The organism is Stutzerimonas chloritidismutans (assembly GCF_038562055.1).
GTDB classification, from domain to species: Bacteria; Pseudomonadota; Gammaproteobacteria; order Pseudomonadales; family Pseudomonadaceae; genus Stutzerimonas; species Stutzerimonas chloritidismutans_A.
Window position 1 is genome coordinate 156,450 of the sequence record NZ_JBCFXD010000010.1, and the last position, 20,044, is coordinate 176,493.

At 59.0% G+C, this 20,044-nt stretch carries 18 protein-coding genes; 6 read left to right on the forward strand and 12 right to left on the reverse strand.

Annotation, left to right across the window (positions count from 1 at the left end; all coding sequences use genetic code 11):
* From AAGW23_RS16000 to lpxC, 4 genes are all read left to right on the forward strand, one after another.
* Window positions 1-858 carry a cell division protein FtsQ/DivIB gene (locus AAGW23_RS16000; protein WP_342407343.1) on the forward strand — a complete coding sequence of 286 codons (858 nt, stop codon included), beginning with the start codon at window positions 1-3 and terminating at the stop codon, window positions 856-858.
* Between the two features lie 12 nt (window positions 859-870).
* On the forward strand, window positions 871-2,118 hold the full coding sequence (gene ftsA / locus AAGW23_RS16005) for a cell division protein FtsA (protein ID WP_148925065.1): 1,248 nt from the start codon (window positions 871-873) through the stop codon (window positions 2,116-2,118).
* A 47-nt stretch (window positions 2,119-2,165) separates the two neighbouring features.
* Window positions 2,166-3,353: a cell division protein FtsZ gene (gene ftsZ, locus AAGW23_RS16010; protein ID WP_342407344.1), complete on the forward strand. Its 1,188-nt coding sequence runs from the start codon at window positions 2,166-2,168 to the stop codon at window positions 3,351-3,353.
* A 111-nt stretch (window positions 3,354-3,464) separates the two neighbouring features.
* The gene (gene lpxC / locus AAGW23_RS16015) at window positions 3,465-4,376 is read left to right on the forward strand and encodes a UDP-3-O-acyl-N-acetylglucosamine deacetylase (protein WP_102836824.1); all 912 of its coding nucleotides are present in this window, start codon (window positions 3,465-3,467) and stop codon (window positions 4,374-4,376) included.
* Window positions 4,377-4,457: 81 nt separating this feature from the next.
* Here lpxC and AAGW23_RS16020 read toward each other — a convergent pair whose 3' ends face one another.
* The 3 genes from AAGW23_RS16020 to AAGW23_RS16030 all read right to left on the reverse strand — a co-directional run bounded on the left by AAGW23_RS16020 (window position 4,458) and on the right by AAGW23_RS16030 (window position 5,639).
* Entirely contained in the window at window positions 4,458-4,991 is a 534-nt protein-coding gene (locus AAGW23_RS16020) for a ferritin-like domain-containing protein (RefSeq protein ID WP_342407345.1), read from the reverse strand.
* A 106-nt stretch (window positions 4,992-5,097) separates the two neighbouring features.
* Window positions 5,098-5,229, reverse strand: coding sequence for a hypothetical protein (locus tag AAGW23_RS16025; RefSeq protein ID WP_342407346.1), 132 nt, complete (start codon window positions 5,227-5,229; stop codon window positions 5,098-5,100).
* Window positions 5,230-5,240: 11 nt separating this feature from the next.
* Window positions 5,241-5,639, reverse strand: a complete 399-nt coding sequence (locus tag AAGW23_RS16030) for a Rho termination factor N-terminal domain-containing protein (protein ID WP_342407347.1) — start codon at window positions 5,637-5,639, stop codon at window positions 5,241-5,243.
* 377 nt (window positions 5,640-6,016) lie between these two features.
* On the opposite strand from AAGW23_RS16030, the gene rfbD reads away from it, so the two are divergent.
* On the forward strand, window positions 6,017-6,943 hold the full coding sequence (rfbD, locus tag AAGW23_RS16035) for a dTDP-4-dehydrorhamnose reductase (protein ID WP_342407348.1): 927 nt from the start codon (window positions 6,017-6,019) through the stop codon (window positions 6,941-6,943).
* A gap of 130 nt (window positions 6,944-7,073) precedes the next feature.
* A complete protein-coding gene (locus tag AAGW23_RS16040) occupies window positions 7,074-7,973 on the forward strand; it encodes an AEC family transporter (protein ID WP_342407349.1) in 900 nt (299 codons plus the stop codon).
* Window positions 7,974-7,982: 9 nt separating this feature from the next.
* Here the strand turns inward: AAGW23_RS16040 and AAGW23_RS16045 are convergent, their stop codons facing one another.
* From AAGW23_RS16045 to prmA, 9 genes are all read right to left on the reverse strand, one after another.
* A complete protein-coding gene (locus AAGW23_RS16045; protein ID WP_342407350.1) occupies window positions 7,983-8,729 on the reverse strand; it encodes a VC0807 family protein in 747 nt (248 codons plus the stop codon).
* Between the two features lie 88 nt (window positions 8,730-8,817).
* On the reverse strand, window positions 8,818-9,768 hold the full coding sequence (locus tag AAGW23_RS16050) for a YbhN family protein (RefSeq protein ID WP_342407351.1): 951 nt from the start codon (window positions 9,766-9,768) through the stop codon (window positions 8,818-8,820).
* A gap of 453 nt (window positions 9,769-10,221) precedes the next feature.
* Window positions 10,222-13,020 carry a hybrid sensor histidine kinase/response regulator gene (locus AAGW23_RS16055; protein ID WP_342407352.1) on the reverse strand — a complete coding sequence of 933 codons (2,799 nt, stop codon included), beginning with the start codon at window positions 13,018-13,020 and terminating at the stop codon, window positions 10,222-10,224.
* Window positions 13,021-13,129: 109 nt separating this feature from the next.
* Complete coding sequence (gene purD / locus AAGW23_RS16060) at window positions 13,130-14,419, reverse strand: phosphoribosylamine--glycine ligase (RefSeq protein WP_342407353.1); 1,290 nt, start codon at window positions 14,417-14,419, stop codon at window positions 13,130-13,132.
* A gap of 88 nt (window positions 14,420-14,507) precedes the next feature.
* On the reverse strand, window positions 14,508-16,112 hold the full coding sequence (gene purH / locus AAGW23_RS16065; RefSeq protein ID WP_342407354.1) for a bifunctional phosphoribosylaminoimidazolecarboxamide formyltransferase/IMP cyclohydrolase: 1,605 nt from the start codon (window positions 16,110-16,112) through the stop codon (window positions 14,508-14,510).
* Window positions 16,113-16,194: 82 nt separating this feature from the next.
* Entirely contained in the window at window positions 16,195-16,515 is a 321-nt protein-coding gene (gene fis, locus AAGW23_RS16070) for a DNA-binding transcriptional regulator Fis (protein WP_021208373.1), read from the reverse strand.
* Window positions 16,512-17,525, reverse strand: a complete 1,014-nt coding sequence (gene dusB / locus AAGW23_RS16075) for a tRNA dihydrouridine synthase DusB (protein ID WP_342407355.1) — start codon at window positions 17,523-17,525, stop codon at window positions 16,512-16,514. The genes fis and dusB overlap by 4 nt, the downstream gene beginning before the upstream one ends.
* A gap of 198 nt (window positions 17,526-17,723) precedes the next feature.
* A complete protein-coding gene (locus AAGW23_RS16080) occupies window positions 17,724-18,980 on the reverse strand; it encodes a DUF3426 domain-containing protein (RefSeq protein ID WP_342407356.1) in 1,257 nt (418 codons plus the stop codon).
* A 96-nt stretch (window positions 18,981-19,076) separates the two neighbouring features.
* Window positions 19,077-19,958, reverse strand: a complete 882-nt coding sequence (gene prmA, locus AAGW23_RS16085) for a 50S ribosomal protein L11 methyltransferase (protein ID WP_342407357.1) — start codon at window positions 19,956-19,958, stop codon at window positions 19,077-19,079.
* Window positions 19,959-20,044: the final 86 nt, after the last annotated feature.

Genomic DNA, 20,044 nt, shown 5'->3' on the forward strand with positions numbered 1-20,044 from the left:
ATGATCACCACGCTGCGTCACTCTCTACCCGCTACCGGCCGCGCCTCGCGCAAGCCGGCACAGCGGGGCGCGAGCCGCCTGGTGCAGCGCGAGCCGCTTTCGGCGCGCTTGCCGCGGCCGAGCCTGGGTTCGCTCAAGCGTGCCCTGTGGCCGGTACTACTCGTGGGGCTTGCCGTGGGTCTGTACCAGCTGGGTGACCAGCTTGCGCCCTATGCCGATCGGCCTATTGCCAAGGTGAGCGTTCGGGGTGAACTGACCTATGTCGATCAGCAGGCGGTACAAGCACGCATGGCGCCATTCGTCGAAGCCAGCTTCTTCAAGGTTGATCTCGACGCCTTGCGTCACGACCTTGAACAGATGCCGTGGATAGCCCATGTCGAAGCGCGCCGGATCTGGCCGGATGAGGTCATGGTGCGTCTTGACGAGCAGCTGCCCATTGCCCGCTGGGGCGACGAATCGCTGCTGAACAATAACGGTCAGGCCTTCGCGCCCGACAACCTGACTCGGTATGAACACTTGCCGCAGTTATACGGTCCGAAGCGGGCCCAGCAACGGGTGATGCAGCAATACCAGATGCTCAGCCAGATGCTGCGGCCACTCGGTTTTTCCATCGCTCGCCTGGAACTGCGGGCACGGGGCAGCTGGTTTGTGACGACCGGACAGGGCGTCGAGCTGCTGCTGGGAAGGGATCAGATAATCGAAAAAATGCGGCGCTTCACTGCCATCTACCAGCAAGAGCTGGCGCAGGAGAGCGACAAAATTGCGCGGATCGACCTTCGCTACGCCAATGGCCTCGCCGTTGCGTGGCGGGAGCCGAGCCCGACCACGACGGATGAAGCCGTCGTTGCGAAGAATTGAGGAATGAAACACATGTCTAGCGTGCAAAGCGGCAAGATGATCGTCGGTCTCGATATCGGCACCTCGAAGGTGGTAGCGCTGGTCGGCGAAGTGACGCCGGATGGCGAGTTGGAGATTGTCGGGATCGGCACGCATCCGTCGCGTGGTTTGAAAAAAGGCGTAGTGGTCAATATCGAATCCACCGTTCAGTCGATCCAGCGTGCCGTTGAAGAGGCACAGCTGATGGCGGGCTGCCGTATCCACTCGGCATTCGTCGGCCTGGCCGGCAACCATATCCGCAGCCTGAACTCGCACGGAATTGTCGCCATCCGTGACCGTGAGGTCAGCACTGCCGACCTCGAACGTGTGCTTGACGCCGCCCAGGCCGTGGCTATTCCGGCAGATCAGCGTGTGCTGCACACCTTGCCGCAGGACTATGTGATTGATAACCAAGAAGGCGTTCGCGAGCCGCTGGGTATGTCCGGGGTGCGCCTGGAAGCCAAGGTTCACGTCGTAACTTGTGCGGTCAATGCCGCGCAGAACATAGAAAAGTGCGTGCGCCGTTGCGGTCTTGAGGTTGACGACATCATCCTCGAACAGCTGGCCTCGGCCCATGCCGTGCTGACTGATGACGAGAAAGAGTTGGGCGTCTGCCTGGTGGATATCGGTGGTGGGACGACCGACATTTGCATCTTCACCGAAGGCGCCATACGGCATACCGCCGTCATTCCGATCGCTGGTGACCAAGTCACCAACGACATCGCCATGGCGCTGCGTACCCCGACTCAGTACGCGGAGGAGATCAAGATCCGTTACGCCTGTGCGCTGGCCAAGTTGGCCGGGCCCGGCGAGACCATAAAGGTACCGAGCGTCGGAGATCGGCCGCCGCGGGAACTCTCGCGTCAGGCATTGGCCGAAGTCGTGGAGCCGCGTTATGACGAGCTCTTTACATTGATTCAGGCCGAGCTGCGTCGCAGCGGCTACGAGGATCTGGTTCCGGCAGGGATCGTTCTCACCGGCGGTACAGCGAAGATGGAAGGTGCCGTCGAGCTCGCCGAGGAGATCTTCCACATGCCGGTGCGCCTTGGCGTACCGCATAGCGTCAACGGACTCGCGGACGTGGTCCGCAATCCCATCTATTCAACGGGCGTGGGCCTTTTGCTCTACGGGATGCGTAAGCAGACCGAGGGCACCTCCATGTCCGGTCTCGGCAACTTTGCCGAAGAACCCAAGACGTCTGTCGTGGACCGGCTCAAGAGCTGGATTCAGGGCAATTTCTGAGCAGTGCGGCTGTACCTAAAACTAGAAAGCTGGAAGGAGAGAGGGAAATGTTCGAACTCGTAGATCATACCCCGCAAAGTGCAGTGATCAAGGTCATTGGCGTAGGCGGAGGCGGCGGCAACGCTGTCAATCACATGGTGCGCAACAGCGTTGAAGGCGTGGAATTCATCTGCGCCAACACCGATGCCCAGGCGCTGAAAAAAATCGAAGCGCGGACCGTACTACAGTTGGGATCCGCCATTACCAAGGGCTTGGGTGCAGGCACCAATCCCGATATCGGCCGTCAGGCTGCGATGGATGACCGTGAGCGTATCGCCGAGGTGCTGCAAGGCGCCGACATGGTATTCATCACTACCGGCATGGGCGGTGGTACCGGCACTGGTGCAGCACCTGTCATTGCTTCGGTGGCCAAGGAAATGGGCATTCTCACCGTTGCCGTGGTGACCCGTCCGTTCCCTTTCGAAGGGCGCCGCCGTATGCAGGTCGCCGACGAAGGTATCCGTCAGCTGTCCGAGTGCGTCGATTCGCTGATCACCATCCCCAACGAAAAGCTGCTGACCATCCTCGGCAAGGACGCGAGCCTGCTTTCTGCGTTCGCCAAGGCTGATGATGTGCTGACCGGCGCTGTGCGTGGTATCTCTGACATCATGCAGCGTCCGGGCCTGATGAACGTCGACTTCGCAGACGTCAAGACAGTCATGGGCGAGATGGGCATGGCCATGATGGGGACCGGTTGTGCTACTGGCCCGAACCGCGCTCGCGAGGCCACCGAGGCGGCGATCCGCAACCCACTGCTGGAAGACGTCAACCTGCAAGGTGCGCGTGGCATTCTGGTCAATATTACCGCTGGTCTGGACCTTTCCCTGGGCGAGTACGCTGCGGTGGGCGAGATCATCGAGGCGTTCGCGTCCGACGAGGCGACGGTTAAGGTGGGTGCTGTGATCGACCCTGACATGCTCGATGAGCTACACGTAACGGTTGTAGCGACTGGTCTCGGACCGCGCAACGAGAAGCCGGTCAAGGTCGTAGACAATACTCTGCAGACCGCAGCCGTGGCGTCGCAGCCCGCTCCAGCAGCGCGTCAGGACCAGGCGGCCGTGAACTATCGCGACCTGGATCGTCCGACCGTGATGCGTAATCAGGCTCACGCAGCGGCTACTGCAGCGAAGATGAATCCTCAGGAAGATCTGGATTATTTGGATATCCCGGCGTTCCTGCGCCGTCAGGCTGATTGATTGGATTTATCAGGACTATCGGGGTGATTGGTATTCAGCAAAGTGGGGTTCTGCTATGATCGCCACCTTTGTTGGAAACCATTCGCAACAGCGCACTAGCGAAAACGAGCCATGATCAGACAACGCACCTTGAAGAACATCATTCGCGCCACAGGCGTCGGCCTGCATTCGGGGGAAAAGGTTTACCTGACCCTGAAGCCGGCTCCCGTGGACACAGGAATCGTGTTCTGTCGCACCGATCTCAACCCACCTGTGCAGATTGCCGCACGGGCCGAGAACGTTGGCGAGACGACCATGTCGACTACGCTGGTCAGCGGTGATGTCAAAGTCGATACGGTTGAGCACCTGCTCTCAGCGATGGCTGGACTAGGCATCGACAACGCTTACGTCGAGCTTTCCGCTTCGGAAGTGCCGATCATGGACGGTAGTGCTGGCCCCTTCGTATTCCTGATTCAATCAGCCGGACTGCAGGAGCAGGACGCCCCCAAGAAGTTCATCCGCATCATCCGCGAGGTTTCGGTGGAGGACGGCGACAAGCGCGCCACTTTCCTGCCATTCGAAGGCTTCAAGGTGAGTTTCGAGATCGATTTCGACCATCCGGTGTTCCGCGGCCGTACCCAGACCGCCAGCGTGGATTTCTCCAGTACTTCCTTCGTCAAGGAAGTCAGTCGTGCTCGAACCTTTGGTTTTATGCGTGACATCGAGTTCCTCCGCTCGCACAACCTGGCCCTGGGTGGAAGTGTCGAAAACGCCATCGTGGTCGATGAAGACCATGTGCTCAACGAAGACGGCCTGCGCTACGAGGACGAGTTCGTGAAGCACAAGATTCTCGATGCAATCGGTGATCTTTACTTGCTGGGCACCAGCCTGATCGGCGAATTCCGCGGCTTTAAATCCGGACATGCTTTGAACAACCGTCTGCTACGTACCCTGATGGATCAAAAGGATGCGTGGGAAATGGTTACATTCGAAGAGTCCCAGACCGCACCGATCTCCTACATGCGCCCGGCAGCAGCCGGCTGAGCTTTACTCTCTTTCCTTTTTTGAGGCCACCTTCGGGTGGCCTTTTTTTTGAACGGCAGTGCTACTGGCTGAGTCGGCTTGTCAGTTCATGCCGTCCAGCAGACCAGCCAGATCGTCGGCGTGCTCTTCTTCCTGGGCGAGAATATCCTCGAAAATGCGCCGTGTTGTCGGGTCTTTGTCGCCGATGTACTGGACGATTTCTCGATAACTGTCGATTGCTATCCGTTCGGCCACTAGATTCTCGAATACCATGTCGCGCAGTCCGTTACCCTCTGCATATTGCGCGTGAGCGCGCTCGGTGAGGCTGTCGGGATTGAAATCCGGGGCGCCACCAAGCTGCACGATACGTTCTGCCAAGCGGTCAGCATGTTCCTGTTCTTCGTTGGCATGCTCGAGAAACTCGTCGGCGGCAACGCTCGATTTGAGGCCAGTGGCCATGTAGTAGTGGCGCTTGTAGCGTAGATAGCAGACCAGTTCGGTCGCCAGCGCCTCATTGAGCAGATTGATCACCGTATCGCGATCGGCCGAATAGCTTTCTGTCACCGCGCCGTTTTCGACATGCTGGCGCGCGCGCTCACGCAAAGTATGTTTGTCGCTCAATTGCACATAACTCATCACGGTCTCCTGGGTCTGGGGCGTGCGGTAAGCACCGCCGTTTGGCCGTCGCGCCTGTCGGCGTCTCGCGGGGCCACAAGTTGTGATAGGCGAGGGCACAGAAAGTTTAACCGCGCCCGTCGTTGGGGCACTCCGGCTTGGCCGGCTCCTCGATAGGGATTGGTTCGCCGGGGTCCTGGCGTTCAGGCTCCGGTACCGGGCTCGGTGTGCCGTCGTCCCGAGGGTCGGGTTCCTGCATTTTAAGCTCCATCAACTGAGCGCCTTTATCAGATCATCCTTGCGCATCTTGGAGCGGCCCTGCACGTCACGCTCTCGCGCTTTGTCCATCAGTTCGTCGCGGGTAAGGTCGCTAAGGGACGTACTGCGAGATCGGTCGCTACGTGCCGAGCCCTTGTTTTGTGATTTGCCGGAGCGCGACTCGGCTGCCCGATGTGCTGAGTCCTTGCGATCGGCTCGCTTGGCGGTCTCGCTTTTGTCCTGCCCCGAGCCACCTTTGCGTTCACCGCCGCCGGACTGCTTGTTTACGGTGGCCCATGCTCGGGCTTCCGCTTCTTTAGCTGGTACTCCCCGCTCCTCGTAACTGTCTTCGATATGTTCGGCTTTCCGTTGTTGTTTATCGGTGTATTTGGATTTCTCGCCTCTGGGCATGACGGCGTCCCCTTGATGATGTGACGATGTGGCCCCTGTTGGATATGGCATCTTGGCGAATTAGCCGCGACGCCTATCCTGATTGGTCCGCATGGCAGGCCTCGAGTTTCACTCGTGTTAGCATTACCACCTGCTGCAAGCAGTCCGACGAGCTCAGAGGTGAATTATCCTTTCGCGCCCGAGCTGGCATGTAATGCCAGCGCGAGGACAATAATTTCTGCTACGCCTCAATCGGGCGGAACAAAACACATTTAATTTGGCCTGAACCAAGCGCGGGCTGCGCTACCTCGGTAGTTGTAGAGTGACGCGCTTAGCGATTCTGTTACAAATCCATGCCAGCCGTCTTTACGGCAGGCCTTGAACGAGGCGCTAGCCAGATGCGAATCCTAGTATGCGGAGCCGGTGGCCAGGTTGGTCACGAGTTGATAAACCGTGCCGGAGGGTACGGTCTCGAAGCGCTCGGGATGACTCGCGACTATCTTGACATCACCGATGCAGAACAGGTGGCCAATGTGGTCGGCAGGCTCAATCCCGGGCTTATCATCAACGCGGCCGCGTACACGCATGTTGACAACGCCGAGACGCACCGGGAACAGGCTTACCGCGTCAACCGTGACGGTGCGGAGCGGCTGGCGCAAGCGGCTCGTCAGGCCTCTATCCCGCTGTTGCATATTTCCACTGATTACGTGTTCTCCGGTGATGCCCGAGCGCCTTATAACGAGAACGATGAAGTCGAACCTACGGGGGTCTATGGTGCTAGCAAGCTGGCGGGCGAAGCGGCCATCCAGACTGTGCTGGACGAGCATCTCATTTTGCGCACCAGCTGGGTCTATGGGGCGCATGGTCACAACTTCGTTAAGACCATGCTACGCCTTGGCTGTCAGCGTGACGCGCTATCGGTGGTCGCCGATCAGGTCGGTTGCCCCACTCAGGCGGGTAGCATTGCGGATGTGTTGCTGGAACTGGCGCAGCGTTATGCCCAGCACGGCGAACTGAAATGGGGGCTCTATCACTACAGTGGGCGATCTCCTTGCACCTGGTTCGATTTCGCCGTTGAAGTCTTTCGTCAGGCAGAAGCCAAAGGCATGCTTGCTGCCCGCCCCAAGGTATCGCCCATTACCACCGCTCAGTACCCCACTCCCGCGCGCCGTCCGGCTTGGTCGGTGCTCGATTGCTCCAAGTTCGAGACTACTTTCGGGATCGACACCCGGGACTGGCATGACGAGCTTTCCATTGTGCTCGACTCGCTGGCCAGGGCTGCGGCTATAGTCGCAGCTGACGCCGCACAGCATACCCAGGCGTGAGCACTCGATCCGCAATACCGGCGCTGGTAGTGCAGCTAGGCGTGATGTGGTGATCTGACGCGTCTCTCAGGTATTCTGTGCGGCCTTTTGCGAGGCGGCATGAAGCCGCAACGTTTGCTGGAGAAGCCGCGTGGTGGTGTTTCAGGCGATATTGCCAATCTTCGGCTTGATCATACTTGGCTACGTGCTGGGCTGGCGGAAATGGTTGGCGGGGGAAGCGGCAGCCGGACTCGCCAACATCACCTTCAAGCTGTTCATGCCGGCGGTCCTGTTCACCGGTATTGCTCGGGCCCAGCTGAGTGATGGGATGTCACCGACGCTGTTGCTGGCCTACTTTGGGCCGGTGGTTACCGTTTTCGCACTGGTTTCTCTGTTTGCCCACCGATTGCTCGGACGAGCTTCCCCCCTCGGCTTGACGGCCGCTTATTCAAACAATGTGCTGGTCGGCATCCCGCTGGTGACAACTTTGCTGGGGCTGGAGAGTCTGGTGTACGTATTTGCCATTCTTGTGTTTCACAGCCTGATCCTGTTTTCCCTACAGAGCTTCTATAACGCCTTCGGCTCAGGGCAACAGGTCAGTGCGCCGGCATTGCTGAAGAATCTGGCCAACCCTTTGATTGTCGGTCTGTTGCTCGGCGCCCTGTTGAATGCATCCGGTTGGGAACTGCCAGTGCCGATCTGGCGTGTTGCCGACTGGCTCGCCCAGGCCGCATTGCCATGTGCGTTGATGGTATTGGGCATCAGTCTGTCGCGTTATCGGCTGCGACCCAGCGCACCGGCGTTCGGCCTGGCGCTGGTGAAATTGGGGCTGTTTCCGTCGCTGGTCTGGTATGTCGGCGGATGGTTACCAGGCCTCAGTCATGAGGCCCTGAGCGTGCTGGTACTACTGGCCGCCTGCCCAAGTGGTGTCAACGTGCTGGCTTTCGTGGTCAATCCTGAAGACACCCGCCTGGTCAGCTCGACGGTCTTCCTCTCGACGCTGCTGGCCGTGATCAGCTTGCCGCTGTGGATGCTGCTGCTGTCAAGCTGACTGCGTAGGTCATGTCCGCTTATCCGTATGCGCGTGATTTGCGATGATGTCTTCCAGCCGCAGCCCGGTCAGGCCGTGAATGGTTTTCCATAGGTAATAGAAGATTGCCATCATCATCACCATGCTCGGGATCGCGATCATGGGGTAGCTAAGTAAGGTCATGCGCCCCAGTTCAGCATTGAATGCTTCGCTACCGGCGGGACTGCTGACAATCCATTTGGCCAGCACGTAATTCATTAATGACGAAAAAAAGAACGTGCCGCTGAGAAAGTAAGTCGCACGCAGCAGTCGCGTCTCGAAGTGAGCGGTTTGCCCGTTGCGCTCAAGCTGCTCGTGAACCTTATCAACATTCAGTACCTTGGGGTTGTACAGCAAGGTACGGATCAATGGAAAGCGGGTGCGAGTAGACGCCAGCACGGCAACCCCAATGATGCCGGGAATCGCAGCTTCCTTGATCGCCAGCCATTGTGGATCGAGCTGCAGCAGGCCGATTCCCCCGGTAAGCAGCACGCTTATCAGGCCCAGCAGCGCAATCCAATTGAACTTGCGGTATTTCGCCAGCTCGAACAGCCCCCAACCGAGCGGAAAGGCCAGTGCCAGCAGCAGGGCGCCATCTGCGCCCAGTCGTTCTTCCCCGCTGAGTTTCATCAGGATCAATGATGGGATGACGATGCTGACAGCCAAGTCCATCAACGGGCGTGGTTTATGTGCAGCCGGCTGATCGGAACTAGGTCGGTTGGTGTGGGTATTGTTCATTTGATTAGATTTCGGCTCGTAAGAGGGCGAATGATCGCGCGGCGAAGCGCGCATAGCCATAGGGCAATGGTGTCCTTTCGTGACTCGTTCAGAGGCCCCTCGAACCAAGGCGTCGTCGTTGCGACCACTGTCCCGCTTCGAACAAAGCGACTACCAATATAGCCAAGGCAAGCGGCAGCAACAGGTAGAAACCTCTGAACACGATCAGCGCGGCCAGCACATCAGCCGTAGGTAGCTCTGGCATTGCAGCGAGGAAGGTCACCTCGAGCACCCCGAGTCCACCGGGTGCATGCGAAAGCAACGCCAGCGAGAAAGAGGCCAGAAATACGCCGATTACGACCACGTAGCCGGGATTGCCTTCATCCGGCAGAGCAAAGTAGATGATCGCCGCAGCGCACGCGAGCTCGAGAGGCGCGGCAATGAGCTGCCGCCCGACGATAGGCAGGCGCGGATAGGTGATGTGCCATTTGCCTACATGCATCGGCGGGAAGTGTCGCCAGGCACCGATCACATAAAGTCCGATAATACATAGCAGCGAAGTGCCTATCGCAATCGATAGCCATGGATCGACATCCACGAGCCTGTTGAGCAGTTCCGGTTTGAATATCAACACGAAACCGCTAGCCAGTAACGTCCCAAGTAAAAAGGTCAGTGAACAGAATACGATCAGTACGCCTATCTCCTGCGGTGTCAGTCCCTTGCTGCGATATGCGCGATACCGCACTACCGCACCGGAGAACACCGACGCACCAACATTATGAGCAAGGGCATAGGTCGTGAATGAACAGAGTGCAATGAACCACCATGAGATGCGTTTACCGAGGTGCGCTATGGCGATCCGGTCGTACCATGCCAGTGCCACATAAGCGCCTAGCGTCGCCACCCCGGCCAGCACCCAGCTGCGCTGGTTGATGGCGTCGAGACTGTCGGTCAGTTCCGCCAGCGATAGATTACGGATCTCCTGATAGAGCAGATAGCCGGACAGGACTACCGCCGTAATACCTACAAGCGTCCAGGCGATATCGCTCCTCTTCATCATTACGTGGGCTCCTTGGCGACGGCTTATGCCTCGAAGCGAAGATTCGGACAATGGGTCATGCTGCGTCGCTGAATAATTCGGGCGGTCTTTTATCGGCAGCGGGCCGGACGTTTTGTTCATTGTCTGACTAAATAGCGCCAGCCACGGCACCGCTATTACGCTTGGAGACCACGCATGGAAAACTCGGAGCAGGTGTACGTCGTCACAACGACCAGCCAGAAATTTCGCTTTTGGTGACCTGCCGATCGCTGCCCATTTCCTAGCTCGTCGCACAGGCACTCACTGGCGATTGCCTGGCTAGTGATTACCGTGTGAATGCTCTTCCACTGCTTGAGCTACGCTCTGGCAGCAGCACTTTGAGCAGGACTCTGGCATCCATTCGTCCCGGATGCCGGCTTATTCCGCAAGCCTGCTGATCATCAGTAGTCGCCAGGGGGCGGGTAAGACCAGAACTTACCGATCCACAGCGGTTGCTCGGCTCCGGGCCCAGTGCTCTATCAGCTCGCGCAGCTGAGACATTTCGACAGGTTTGGACATGTGCCCATCCATTCCGGCGTCGCGGGCTCGCTCACGGTGCTCACTGAGTATATGCGCGGTCAGCGCCACCACCGGCGTTCTTGGGCGGGCCTCAAGCGTTTCCCACGTGCGTAGCTGCGTAGTGGCCTCAAAGCCGTCCATCACCGGCATCTCACAGTCCATCAACACCAAGTCGTATGGGTGCATCTTGATCAGCGCGAGCGCTTCCGCGCCATTGCTGGCGGTATCCGGTTTGAGGTTGAGCTTGCTGAGCATGCCGCGGATCACTTTGGTGGATATGCTGTTGTCCTCGGCGACCAGGATGCGGAAATCTTCTGGCACGGATAGAGGCTCGTTGGCTTGAGTTGCTGAAGACTGCACGATCGCGCTGGTGCGTCGGGCAAGCTCGTCCGCCAAGGTGGTTTTCAGCGTATAGCCGGCGACGGGCTTGGCCAGGATGCGTTTGATGCCGGCGTTGCGTGCAATGATCTTGCTTGGTGCACTGCTCATGCCCGTGAGCATGATCAGCAGGATGTCGTGATTGAGGCTGAAGTCTTCCTTGATTCTGCTCGCCAGTTGCATGCCCGTCATGCCGGGCATGTCCTGATCCAGCAAAACCACGTCGAAATAGTCGCGTAAGTGCGCCTTGGTCCGCAGTAGCGCTAGCGCCTCTTTGCCTGAGGCAACCGCACTGACTTCCATGCCCCAGCTGCTGCACTGCTGGCCTAGGACTTTGCGGCAAGTATCGTTGTCATCCACTACCAGCAGCCGGGCGCCTTTAAGCTGGTTGTCGAGATCGCTGGCGGGCTCGTCAATTTCAGCCGCCAGTGGCAGGCTCATCCATAGCGTGTTGCCGGCGATGCCCCCGGTCTGAATGCCGAACTCTCCATCCATCAGGTGTATCAGCTGCCGGGCGATAATCAGGCCAAGGCGGCCGCCAAGACGGGTTGCGGCGAGAAAGTCTCGGCTATCGAGCGCAGCATTGAGCAAGGCGTCGCGCTCCTGTGTCTCCAGCGGACGGCCACTGTCCTGTACGGTTATGCGCAGACGGGGCTGTCCTTCGCGCTCATCCACCGCTGCCGTCAGTAGCACCTCGCCTTCTTCGGTTTGCTTGAAGGCGTTCTCGAGCAGGTTGAGCAGCGCCTGGCGCAGGCGAGTCGGGTCGCCTGCAACCACGTGCGGCATCTGCGGCTGAACAAAGCTGATCAGCTCGACTCGTTGCTGTTCGGCCTTGGCGCGGAAAATACTGAGACAGTCTTCGATCAGGGCGTTGAGATCGAACTGAACATCGTCCAGCTCGATTTGTCCTGACTCCAGCTTGGAAATATCCAGAATTTCGTTGATCAAGTTGAGCAGCTCGTTACCGGAGCTGTGAATCGTCTGAACATAGTCACGTTGTTTGGCTGACAGCGAAGTGCTGAGCAGCAGCTCGCTCATGCCGAGCACGCCGTTCATCGGCGTACGAATCTCATGGCTGATCTTTGCCAGGAAGTCTGCTTTGGTCCTCAGTTCGGCGCTATTAACCGCTTCGGCGGTATGTTGGTTGCGACTGTCGGACTGAATCTGGCGCTGCCGCTCAAGCAGCGCAAAGCTGAGAATCAGCCCGGAACAGGTGGCTACGCTGAACATTATGCCGGTCAGCCAATCCGGGTCGAACTGATTGAAACCCAACAGAACAGGCAGGACCAGAACGAAGCCGCCATCGAACAACAACATGCCCGCGACCAGCAGTCGGGCGGGTTCGTAGCGCTGCCGCCAGTGATGAATAGCCACGACGGTGACGCTGACGGCGGTGACTAACACCAGGGCGTATATCAACCAGCTGAACCAGAGCTGACCGGTGAACAGTATGGTGGCTGCAAGCGTGCTAACCAGGCCTGTTTCCAGCGCAAGTACTCCTGTCGCCCAAGGTATCTTGCGGTGATGGAAAAAACCGTAGGTGAAGGCCAGCAAGGAAATACAGGTCAGTAATGCAGCCAGATCGGCGATCAGTGGCTGGCTGTAGATCAGCTTGGGCGACCAGACTGCAAGCAGACCCAGATTTGCGATTGCACTGGTGAGTAGGGCGCCGTGGAGGAGGGCAAGCCATACATGGCTGTAGCTTAACGTGTAAGCGAAACGCAGCAGGTTGTAGATCGTCAGTAGTGCCAAGGCACCAAACAAGGCCCCAAACAGGTAAGCCGGGCGCGCCAGCGCGACCAGCCCTACCTCATCCACCGTACTGAACCAGGCCATAATCGGGTGTGATGATTGCAAGCGGATATAGGCTTCGCGAGGCATATCGTCATTAGGCAGCGAAAACAGATATGCGCGGGTAGGCAGCGGACGCGACTCGAGCGGTCGGAGCTCGCCGGTCTCGATATGGCGTTCCAGCTGCCCGTCCCGCAGCAGGTAAAAATCGAGGTACTGCACGCGTGGGGCAAAGATCCACAACCAGTTGGGGTCGGCGAGCGCCGGAAGATTTACCTGTAGCCAGACGGCGTTTTCACTGGCTGGAGCGGCGTAGGCGCGTTTGTCGATTCGCTGGAACAGGCTGCGCTGGGCGACAACCTCATCAAGCGTGAGCAGACCGGATTGATCGACGAGCAATCGCCAATTGGACTCTGTCGCCGCTATGGCGTCTGGTGATACAGGAAGGGGCGCAGCTTCCGGAGCGGCGGCTAATGCAGGCCATGCGACCAGCGCAGCCAGCAACAGACTGAAGGTAAAAGCAATGGCGACCCTGAGTCGACGCACGATTGAAGTCCCTTCATGTGTGTGACGGTGGATTATAACCACCGCACAGGCGCGCAGTAATGCGCGCAACGATCGATAAGAGCTGCGCGCATCGCTCCGATTTTGGCGCTTAGCTTTCGCCCTGCTCGCGCGCAATTGCACGATAGCCTATGTCATGGCGATAGAAATGCCCGTCCCATTCAATACGGGCAGCCAGTGCATAAGCATTTTGCTGGGCCGCAGAGACCGTTTCGCCAAGCGCTGTGGCGCAGAGAACACGACCGCCTGCGGTGGTCACCGCGCCGTCTGCCAATGCGGTACCGGCATGGAAGACCTTACCGTCCAGCTGGGCGGCGGCATCCAGACCGCGGATTACGGCGCCTTTGCTGTAATCACCCGGATAGCCTCCCGCAGCCATCACTACGCCGAGGCTCGGACGCGAATCCCACTGCGCTTCGACCTTGTTTAGCGCTTTGGCCAAGGCTGCTTCGACCAGCAGTACCAGGCTGGACTGCAGGCGCAACATGATCGGCTGGGTTTCCGGGTCGCCGAAGCGGCAATTGAACTCAATGACTTTTGGCGCACCGTTGCGGTCGATCATGAGGCCGGCGTAGAGAAAGCCGGTGTAAACGTTACCCTCGGCGGCCATGCCATTCACGGTCGGCCAGATAACTTCGTCCATCACGCGCTGGTGGACGTCGGCAGTCACCACTGGCGCTGGGGAATAGGCGCCCATTCCTCCAGTGTTCGGGCCGGTGTCGCCGTCGCCGACGCGCTTGTGGTCCTGGCTGGTGGCCATTGGTAATACATTGGCGCCATCGACCATGACGATAAAGCTGGCTTCTTCGCCGTCAAGAAATTCCTCGATTACCACCCGCGCGCCCGCATCGCCGAACGCGTTACCGGAGAGCATGTCGCGCACAGCTTCTTCCGCTTCGGCGAGGGTCATGGCCACGATCACCCCCTTGCCAGCGGCCAGGCCATCGGCCTTGATCACGATGGGGGCGCCTTTGTCTCGCAAATAAGCGAGTGCCGGTTCGACTTCGATGAAGTTCTGGTAATCGGCGGTCGGGATCTTGTGACGAGCGAGAAAGTCCTTAGTGAATGCCTTGGAGCCTTCCAATTGGGCTGCCGCGGCCGTAGGGCCGAAGCAGTCGAGGCCGCGCGAATGGAAAAGGTCGACTACACCTTTGACCAGCGGCGCTTCGGGGCCGACGATTGTCAGCTGCACGTTCTGTTCTGCGAAGTCCGCCAGTTGCTCGATGGCCAGCACATCGATAGCGACGTTTTCACACTTCGCTTCAGTTGCCGTGCCTGCATTGCCGGGCGCGACGAACACTTTTTCTACGCGGGGATCCTGCGCGACCTTCCAGGCCAGGGCATGCTCGCGGCCGCCGCTGCCGATGATTAAAACCTTCATACTCGATTCTCTCGTTTGAGAGCTGGAAGCCGAAAGCTGAAAGTCGGAAGCAGCAGGGCTTCAGTCTTCCAGCTTCACCTTCGAGCTTTTAGTGCCTGAAATGGCGCATGCCTGTGAACACCATGGCGATGCCGGCTTCGTCTGCTGCGGCAATCACTTCGGCGTCGCGCATGGAACCACCAGGTTGAATGACTGCGGTAATGCCGGCCTTGGCGGCATTATCGATGCCGTCTCGGAACGGGAAGAACGCATCGCTGGCCATTACTGCGCCGGGCACCGGCAAGCCGGCATGCTCGGCCTTGATCGCCGCAATACGCGCGGAGTTGACCCGGCTCATCTGGCCTGCGCCGACCCCGACAGTCTGCCGGTTCTTGGCGTAGACGATGGCGTTGGATTTGACGAATTTGGCTACTTTCCACGCGAAGATCAGGTCGTGGATTTCCTGTTCAGATGGGGCGCGCTGGGTGACGACCTTGAGGTCGGCTTCGCTGATCATGCCAATATCGCGGCTCTGAACCAGAAGCCCGCCGTTGACGCGCTTGAAATCCCAACCCGGCGCGCGCTCGGCTGGCCACTGGCCGCATTCGAGCAGGCGTATGTTGGCTTTGCTTGCGACTGCCTCACGCGCTTCTGCCGAAATGCTTGGCGCGATGATGACCTCGACGAACTGGCGATCAACGATGGCTTTCGCTGTCTCCCCATCCAACTCGCGGTTGAAGGCAATGATGCCGCCGAACGCGGACTCGCTGTCAGTGGCATAAGCCAGTTCGTAAGCTTGGCGGATGCCGCCCTCGGCATCCGGAACCACGGCGACGCCGCACGGATTGGCGTGCTTGACGATGACACAGGCTGGCTTGACAAAGCTTTTTACGCACTCGAGAGCGGCGTCGGTATCGGCGACATTGTTGAAGGACAATTCCTTGCCCTGCAGTTGGCGCGCCGTGGCGACGCAGGCTTCGTCGGCGGTTTCCACGTAGAACGCTGCGATCTGGTGCGGGTTCTCGCCGTAGCGCATGTCCTGCGCCTTGACGAACTGAGTGGTGAAGGTGCGCGGCAACAGACTGCGGCCTTCGGTGGAAAGGGTCTCAGCGCTCTGATCAACCGTGCCCAAATAGTTGGCGATCATGCCGTCATAAGAGGCCGTGTGCTCGAAGGCTTTGAGCGCCAGATCGAAGCGTTGCGCATACGTCAGGCCGCCGGCCTTCAAGTTTTCGATGACGCTGGTGTAGTCATCGGCGTTGACGACGATGGCGACGTCCTTGTGATTCTTGGCCGCGCTGCGGACCATGGTCGGGCCGCCGATGTCGATATTTTCGATAGCGTCCGGCAACGTGCAGCCAGGCTTGGCTACGGTGGCAGCGAACGGATACAGGTTGACCGCCACCAGGTCGATCGGATTGATGCCATGCTCAGTCATGACTTCGCCGTCCAGGTCACGCCGACCGAGAATGCCGCCATGGATCTTTGGGTGGAGCGTCTTGACCCGGCCGTCCATCATTTCGGGGAAACCGGTGTAGTCGGCCACTTCGACCGCGGCGATTTCGTTTTCGCGCAAAAGCTTGAAGGTGCCGCCGGTCGAGAGAATTTCGACGCCCAGGGCAACGAGTTCGCGGGCGAATTCAATAACGCCGGTTTTTTCGGACACGCTGATCAGGGCGCGGCGGACGGGAAGACGGGTGCTTTGGTCGGTCATAGACATTTCCTAGGAGCTACAGGCTGCGAGCGGCAACTCCTTGGGAAACAGCTTGCACCGTTCCATCGGAGCGCGCCGCTGATCAGAGAAGGTCGTACTGCTTGAGTTTCTTGCGCAGGGTGCCGCGGTTCAGACCCAACAGCTCCGAGGCCTTGGTCTGGTTGCCTTTGACGTAATTCATCACGGTTTCCAACAGCGGTGCCTCCACTTCAGAGAGCACTAGGTTGTAAACGTCGGTAACGTCCGCGCCTTCCAAGTGGGCGAAATAGTTATGCAACGCCTTTTCTACACTGCCTCGCAAGGTCTGGCCTGCTTCGCTGGGCGTGTTGAGGTGTTGCTTGAGGTTCACATTGTCGCTCACGGATGTTGTTCCAGTTAACAAGGTTTCGTTCAACAGCGTCATGCAGCCACCCCTTTTCCTTCCCCCGAATCAGGGCTTGTACGGCGCTCGGCGAAAAACTTCCGAACGCTGGCGCATTGCGCATCCCTGTCTTCCAAACCATTGAACCGGCCGCGGTACTCCTGCGCGCCGGGCAGTGTTGCCAGATACCAGCTGACGTGCTTGCGAGCGATACGTACGCCCATCACGTCGCCGTAGAACACATGCAGCGCCTCAAGGTGCTGCAGCAGGATGTCTTCGACCTCAACCAGCGTTGGCGGCGCCATCAACTCGCCTGTGGCGAGGTAGTGGTTTATCTCGCGAAATATCCACGGTTTACCCTGGGCCGCACGGCCAATGAGCAATCCGTCCGCAACGGTCTTGTCGAGTACCAGGCGGGCCTTTTCCGGCGTATCGATGTCCCCATTGGCAAAAACAGGTATTGCGACGGCCTGCTTGATCGCTGCAACGGTCTCGTATTCCGCGTCACCGGTGTAGAGGTCGGCACGCGTGCGACCATGTACGGCCAGCGCAGCGATGCCGGACTGTTCAGCGATTCTCGCTATCGAGAGCCCGTTCTTGTTCTGCCTGTCCCAGCCGGTTCGGATCTTCAGCGTTACCGGCACATCAACTGCCCCGACCACCGCCTCAAGTATCTCCGATACCAGTTTTTCATCCTTCATCAGTGCGGAGCCGGCAGCCTTGTTGCACACCTTCTTGGCTGGGCAGCCCATGTTGATATCAATAATCTGCGCGCCCAGTTCGACATTTCGAGCGGCGGCTTCGGCCAGCATCTGTGGATCGCCCCCAGCGATCTGCACCGAGCGTGGCTCTGGATCCCCCTCATGCAGCAAGCGCAGGCGCGATTTGCGGCTGTTCCACAGACGCATATCGCTGGTCACCATTTCCGACACCACCATCCCGGCGCCCAGACGTCGGCATAACTGGCGGAACGGTTGATCGGTCACGCCAGCCATGGGCGCGAGTATCAATCGATTCGGAAGGATGTAGGGGCCGATGCGTACCGCTGACATGAAGATTCCCTGCCTGGAGCCTGCTTGTTAGGTAGATCGGGACAGCAAAAAAGGGTGTGCATAATACCCGCTACGGATGACGGGTTAAAGGCTGTTCTGAACAAAATCTGAACAGCTCTGTGCTTATAACGAGCGGTAGCATGGCTCACTGAAACGGCGCGCGGTAAGCGCCGCCCGTCGTGCCGGGTGGAGTGGGAGTCAGTCAGGAGAGCGAAAGGCGAGGCTGTAATTCACCGCTTCTATGCCAGGGTCCAGGATGTCCAGAGCAATGTGGATAGGAACCTGCGAGGGCATTTCCCGTTGTCCCGCGAGTTCTCCGGAAAGGTATTCACCCGGTTTGAAGGTTCGTCGCGCCAGCGTCTCGCCCCGAATGTCATCGAAGCGCACCTCCAGCAACGGGAAAGGTTGGGCAAATGATGCACGGTTGTAGATGATCGCATCGACTACCAGTGCTCCAGCGAAATCCGGGTGGCTGCGAACCACGAGATTGCTGCTCTTGATCTGGCTGATGTCGACTCGGGGCGGTAGCTTGCAGTCGAGCGCAGGGCAGATTTTTTCCAGCCAAGGACGATACTCATCCTGACGTGCCAGCTCGTCAAAATTATAGATCACATACTGGGTCGCTAAGCCCACCAGGGCTATAAGGTTCAACAAGCCCCAGCCCAGCCAGCGGCCCCAGGGGCGCCGGCGCGCCTGCCAAGCGAGCTGCAAGGGTTCATCGTCCAGGTCGAACAATCGCTCCTCGCGGTCTTGGTGCTTTCGCTCGATACCGATCCTGGCTCGCGCTGCCGGCGTTATTTGCGCATCGTCGCCGTCAGTATCAATAGGCAGATTGACCGCCGGTTCGGCGCGTTCTGTAGCGTTCAGCTGCCCGATCACTGGGTCACCAGGCGCCCCGAGCGGGCTGGGCGGGGCGGGATGTTCGACACTCACCGGGGTGAAGCGAATCTCTGCGGTGTCACGAGGGGGTTCGTCAATAGGTTCTGGTTCCGCTTCGAGCGGCTCGTTGCGCTCCTGGAGCTCTGAGTCCGCATTCAGCAGTTGCTCGGCCCAGGCTTCGTCATCATTGTGGGGTAGTTGCTCGCCGGGTTGCGGCTCCAGTTCCAGAAACTCGCGGGAAAGCTCCAGCTCCTGTCGCTCAAGCTTCGCCAGCTCTTCATCGAGGTCCAGGCTGTCCAGATCCAGATCGTCGTGAATCCAAAACGTGTCGTCTTTACCTGCAGATTTGTCCAGCGCTGCCCGCCCGTTCGATGCTTCGCTGGCAGGAGATGGGGCAGTGGCGTCCGCGGTCGCTTCCCTGCTACCCGCTGCGTCTGTGTCTTGCAGGTAGCGGGCGGCATTGAAAAGCTCCATGCACGCGCCGCACCGCACCACACCCTGGGCTGCACCGAGCTGGGTGCGGCTGACGCGGAAGCTGGTCTGGCAATGGGGGCACTGGGTGACGAAGCTGGTCATGCGTTGGTCCGGCTTAAATGGCCGTAGTCTAGCGCATGCTCTGCAGGAAGCAGCAGTGGCGGACGGCCGAGTTGATTGCTGCGTCTAAGGCAGTGCTCAGAATCGACGGATACCGGTGATGCGCACCCAGCCGTCTTTTTCCGCCGTCGGATCGAGCTCGAACTGGTTGGCATAGGCGGCACGTACCTCGTCAGCCTGCTCAGCTAATATTCCTGACAGGGCGAGACGGCCGCCGGGCTTGACCCTTTCGATGATGCGCGGCGCCAATGCCACCAGTGGGCCGGCAAGAATGTTGGCCACCACCACGTCAGCCTGACCCTCGGGTAGCTGCTCGGGCAGATACAGCGGGAAGCGTGCCGGGTCGATGCCGTTGCGCCCGGCATTGTCGCGTGATGCTTCAAGAGCCTGCACGTCGATGTCAGTGCCGACGGCTTGCTTCGCGCCCAGGAGCAAGGCGGCAATGGCTAAAATGCCCGAGCCGCAGCCAAAATCGAGTACCTCCAGACCCTCCAATGGCTGGGCGTCAAGCCACTCCAGACAAAGCGCTGTGGTTGGGTGAGTGCCGGTGCCAAAGGCCAGGCCGGGGTCGAGCAGCAGATTCACTGCATCCGGTTCCGGAGCAGCATGCCAGCTCGGTACTATCCATAGACGATGGCCGAAACGCATTGGGTGGAAATTATCCATCCAGCTGCGTTCCCAGTCCTGGTCTTCTATGCGCTCAAGCTGGTATTCAGGCAGCTCCCCACCGGTTAGCAACCGCAGGTGGGCCAGCAGGTTAGTTTCATCGGCATCGCCGTCGAACAATGCCAGCAGATGGGTGTGTGACCACAGCGGCGTCGTATTGAGGTCGGGTTCGAATATGGGCTGGTCTTCGGCGTCCATGAACGTCACTGACACTGCGCCAACGCCCAGAAGCGCGTCTTCGAGTGCTTCAGCCTGTTCCGGGGAAATGGCAAGACGAAGTTGTAACCAGGGCATTGTGGCCTCTCGGAGCGAGCAACCGGAATAGCCGGTCGGAAAAGTCGAGATCTTACTGAAGCGTGTTGGAGGCTTCCATCTTGGTG

What these genes read in the sequence shown, in the direction of transcription:
- rfbD (WP_342407348.1), top strand. Translation starts at nt 6,017, where the DNA reads ATGCGAATCCTAGTATGCGGAGCCGGTGGCCAGGTTGGTCACGAGTTG.
- AAGW23_RS16020 (WP_342407345.1), bottom strand. Translation starts at nt 4,991, where the DNA reads ATGAGTTATGTGCAATTGAGCGACAAACATACTTTGCGTGAGCGCGCG.
- AAGW23_RS16080 (WP_342407356.1), bottom strand. Translation starts at nt 18,980, where the DNA reads ATGACCAGCTTCGTCACCCAGTGCCCCCATTGCCAGACCAGCTTCCGC.
- purH (WP_342407354.1), bottom strand. Translation starts at nt 16,112, where the DNA reads ATGACCGACCAAAGCACCCGTCTTCCCGTCCGCCGCGCCCTGATCAGC.
- AAGW23_RS16050 (WP_342407351.1), bottom strand. Translation starts at nt 9,768, where the DNA reads ATGATGAAGAGGAGCGATATCGCCTGGACGCTTGTAGGTATTACGGCG.
- ftsA (WP_148925065.1), top strand. Translation starts at nt 871, where the DNA reads ATGTCTAGCGTGCAAAGCGGCAAGATGATCGTCGGTCTCGATATCGGC.
- ftsZ (WP_342407344.1), top strand. Translation starts at nt 2,166, where the DNA reads ATGTTCGAACTCGTAGATCATACCCCGCAAAGTGCAGTGATCAAGGTC.
- dusB (WP_342407355.1), bottom strand. Translation starts at nt 17,525, where the DNA reads ATGTCAGCGGTACGCATCGGCCCCTACATCCTTCCGAATCGATTGATA.
- AAGW23_RS16030 (WP_342407347.1), bottom strand. Translation starts at nt 5,639, where the DNA reads ATGCCCAGAGGCGAGAAATCCAAATACACCGATAAACAACAACGGAAA.
- fis (WP_021208373.1), bottom strand. Translation starts at nt 16,515, where the DNA reads ATGACGCTGTTGAACGAAACCTTGTTAACTGGAACAACATCCGTGAGC.
- prmA (WP_342407357.1), bottom strand. Translation starts at nt 19,958, where the DNA reads ATGCCCTGGTTACAACTTCGTCTTGCCATTTCCCCGGAACAGGCTGAA.
- AAGW23_RS16000 (WP_342407343.1), top strand. Translation starts at nt 1, where the DNA reads ATGATCACCACGCTGCGTCACTCTCTACCCGCTACCGGCCGCGCCTCG.
- purD (WP_342407353.1), bottom strand. Translation starts at nt 14,419, where the DNA reads ATGAAGGTTTTAATCATCGGCAGCGGCGGCCGCGAGCATGCCCTGGCC.
- AAGW23_RS16045 (WP_342407350.1), bottom strand. Translation starts at nt 8,729, where the DNA reads ATGAACAATACCCACACCAACCGACCTAGTTCCGATCAGCCGGCTGCA.
- AAGW23_RS16025 (WP_342407346.1), bottom strand. Translation starts at nt 5,229, where the DNA reads ATGCAGGAACCCGACCCTCGGGACGACGGCACACCGAGCCCGGTACCG.
- lpxC (WP_102836824.1), top strand. Translation starts at nt 3,465, where the DNA reads ATGATCAGACAACGCACCTTGAAGAACATCATTCGCGCCACAGGCGTC.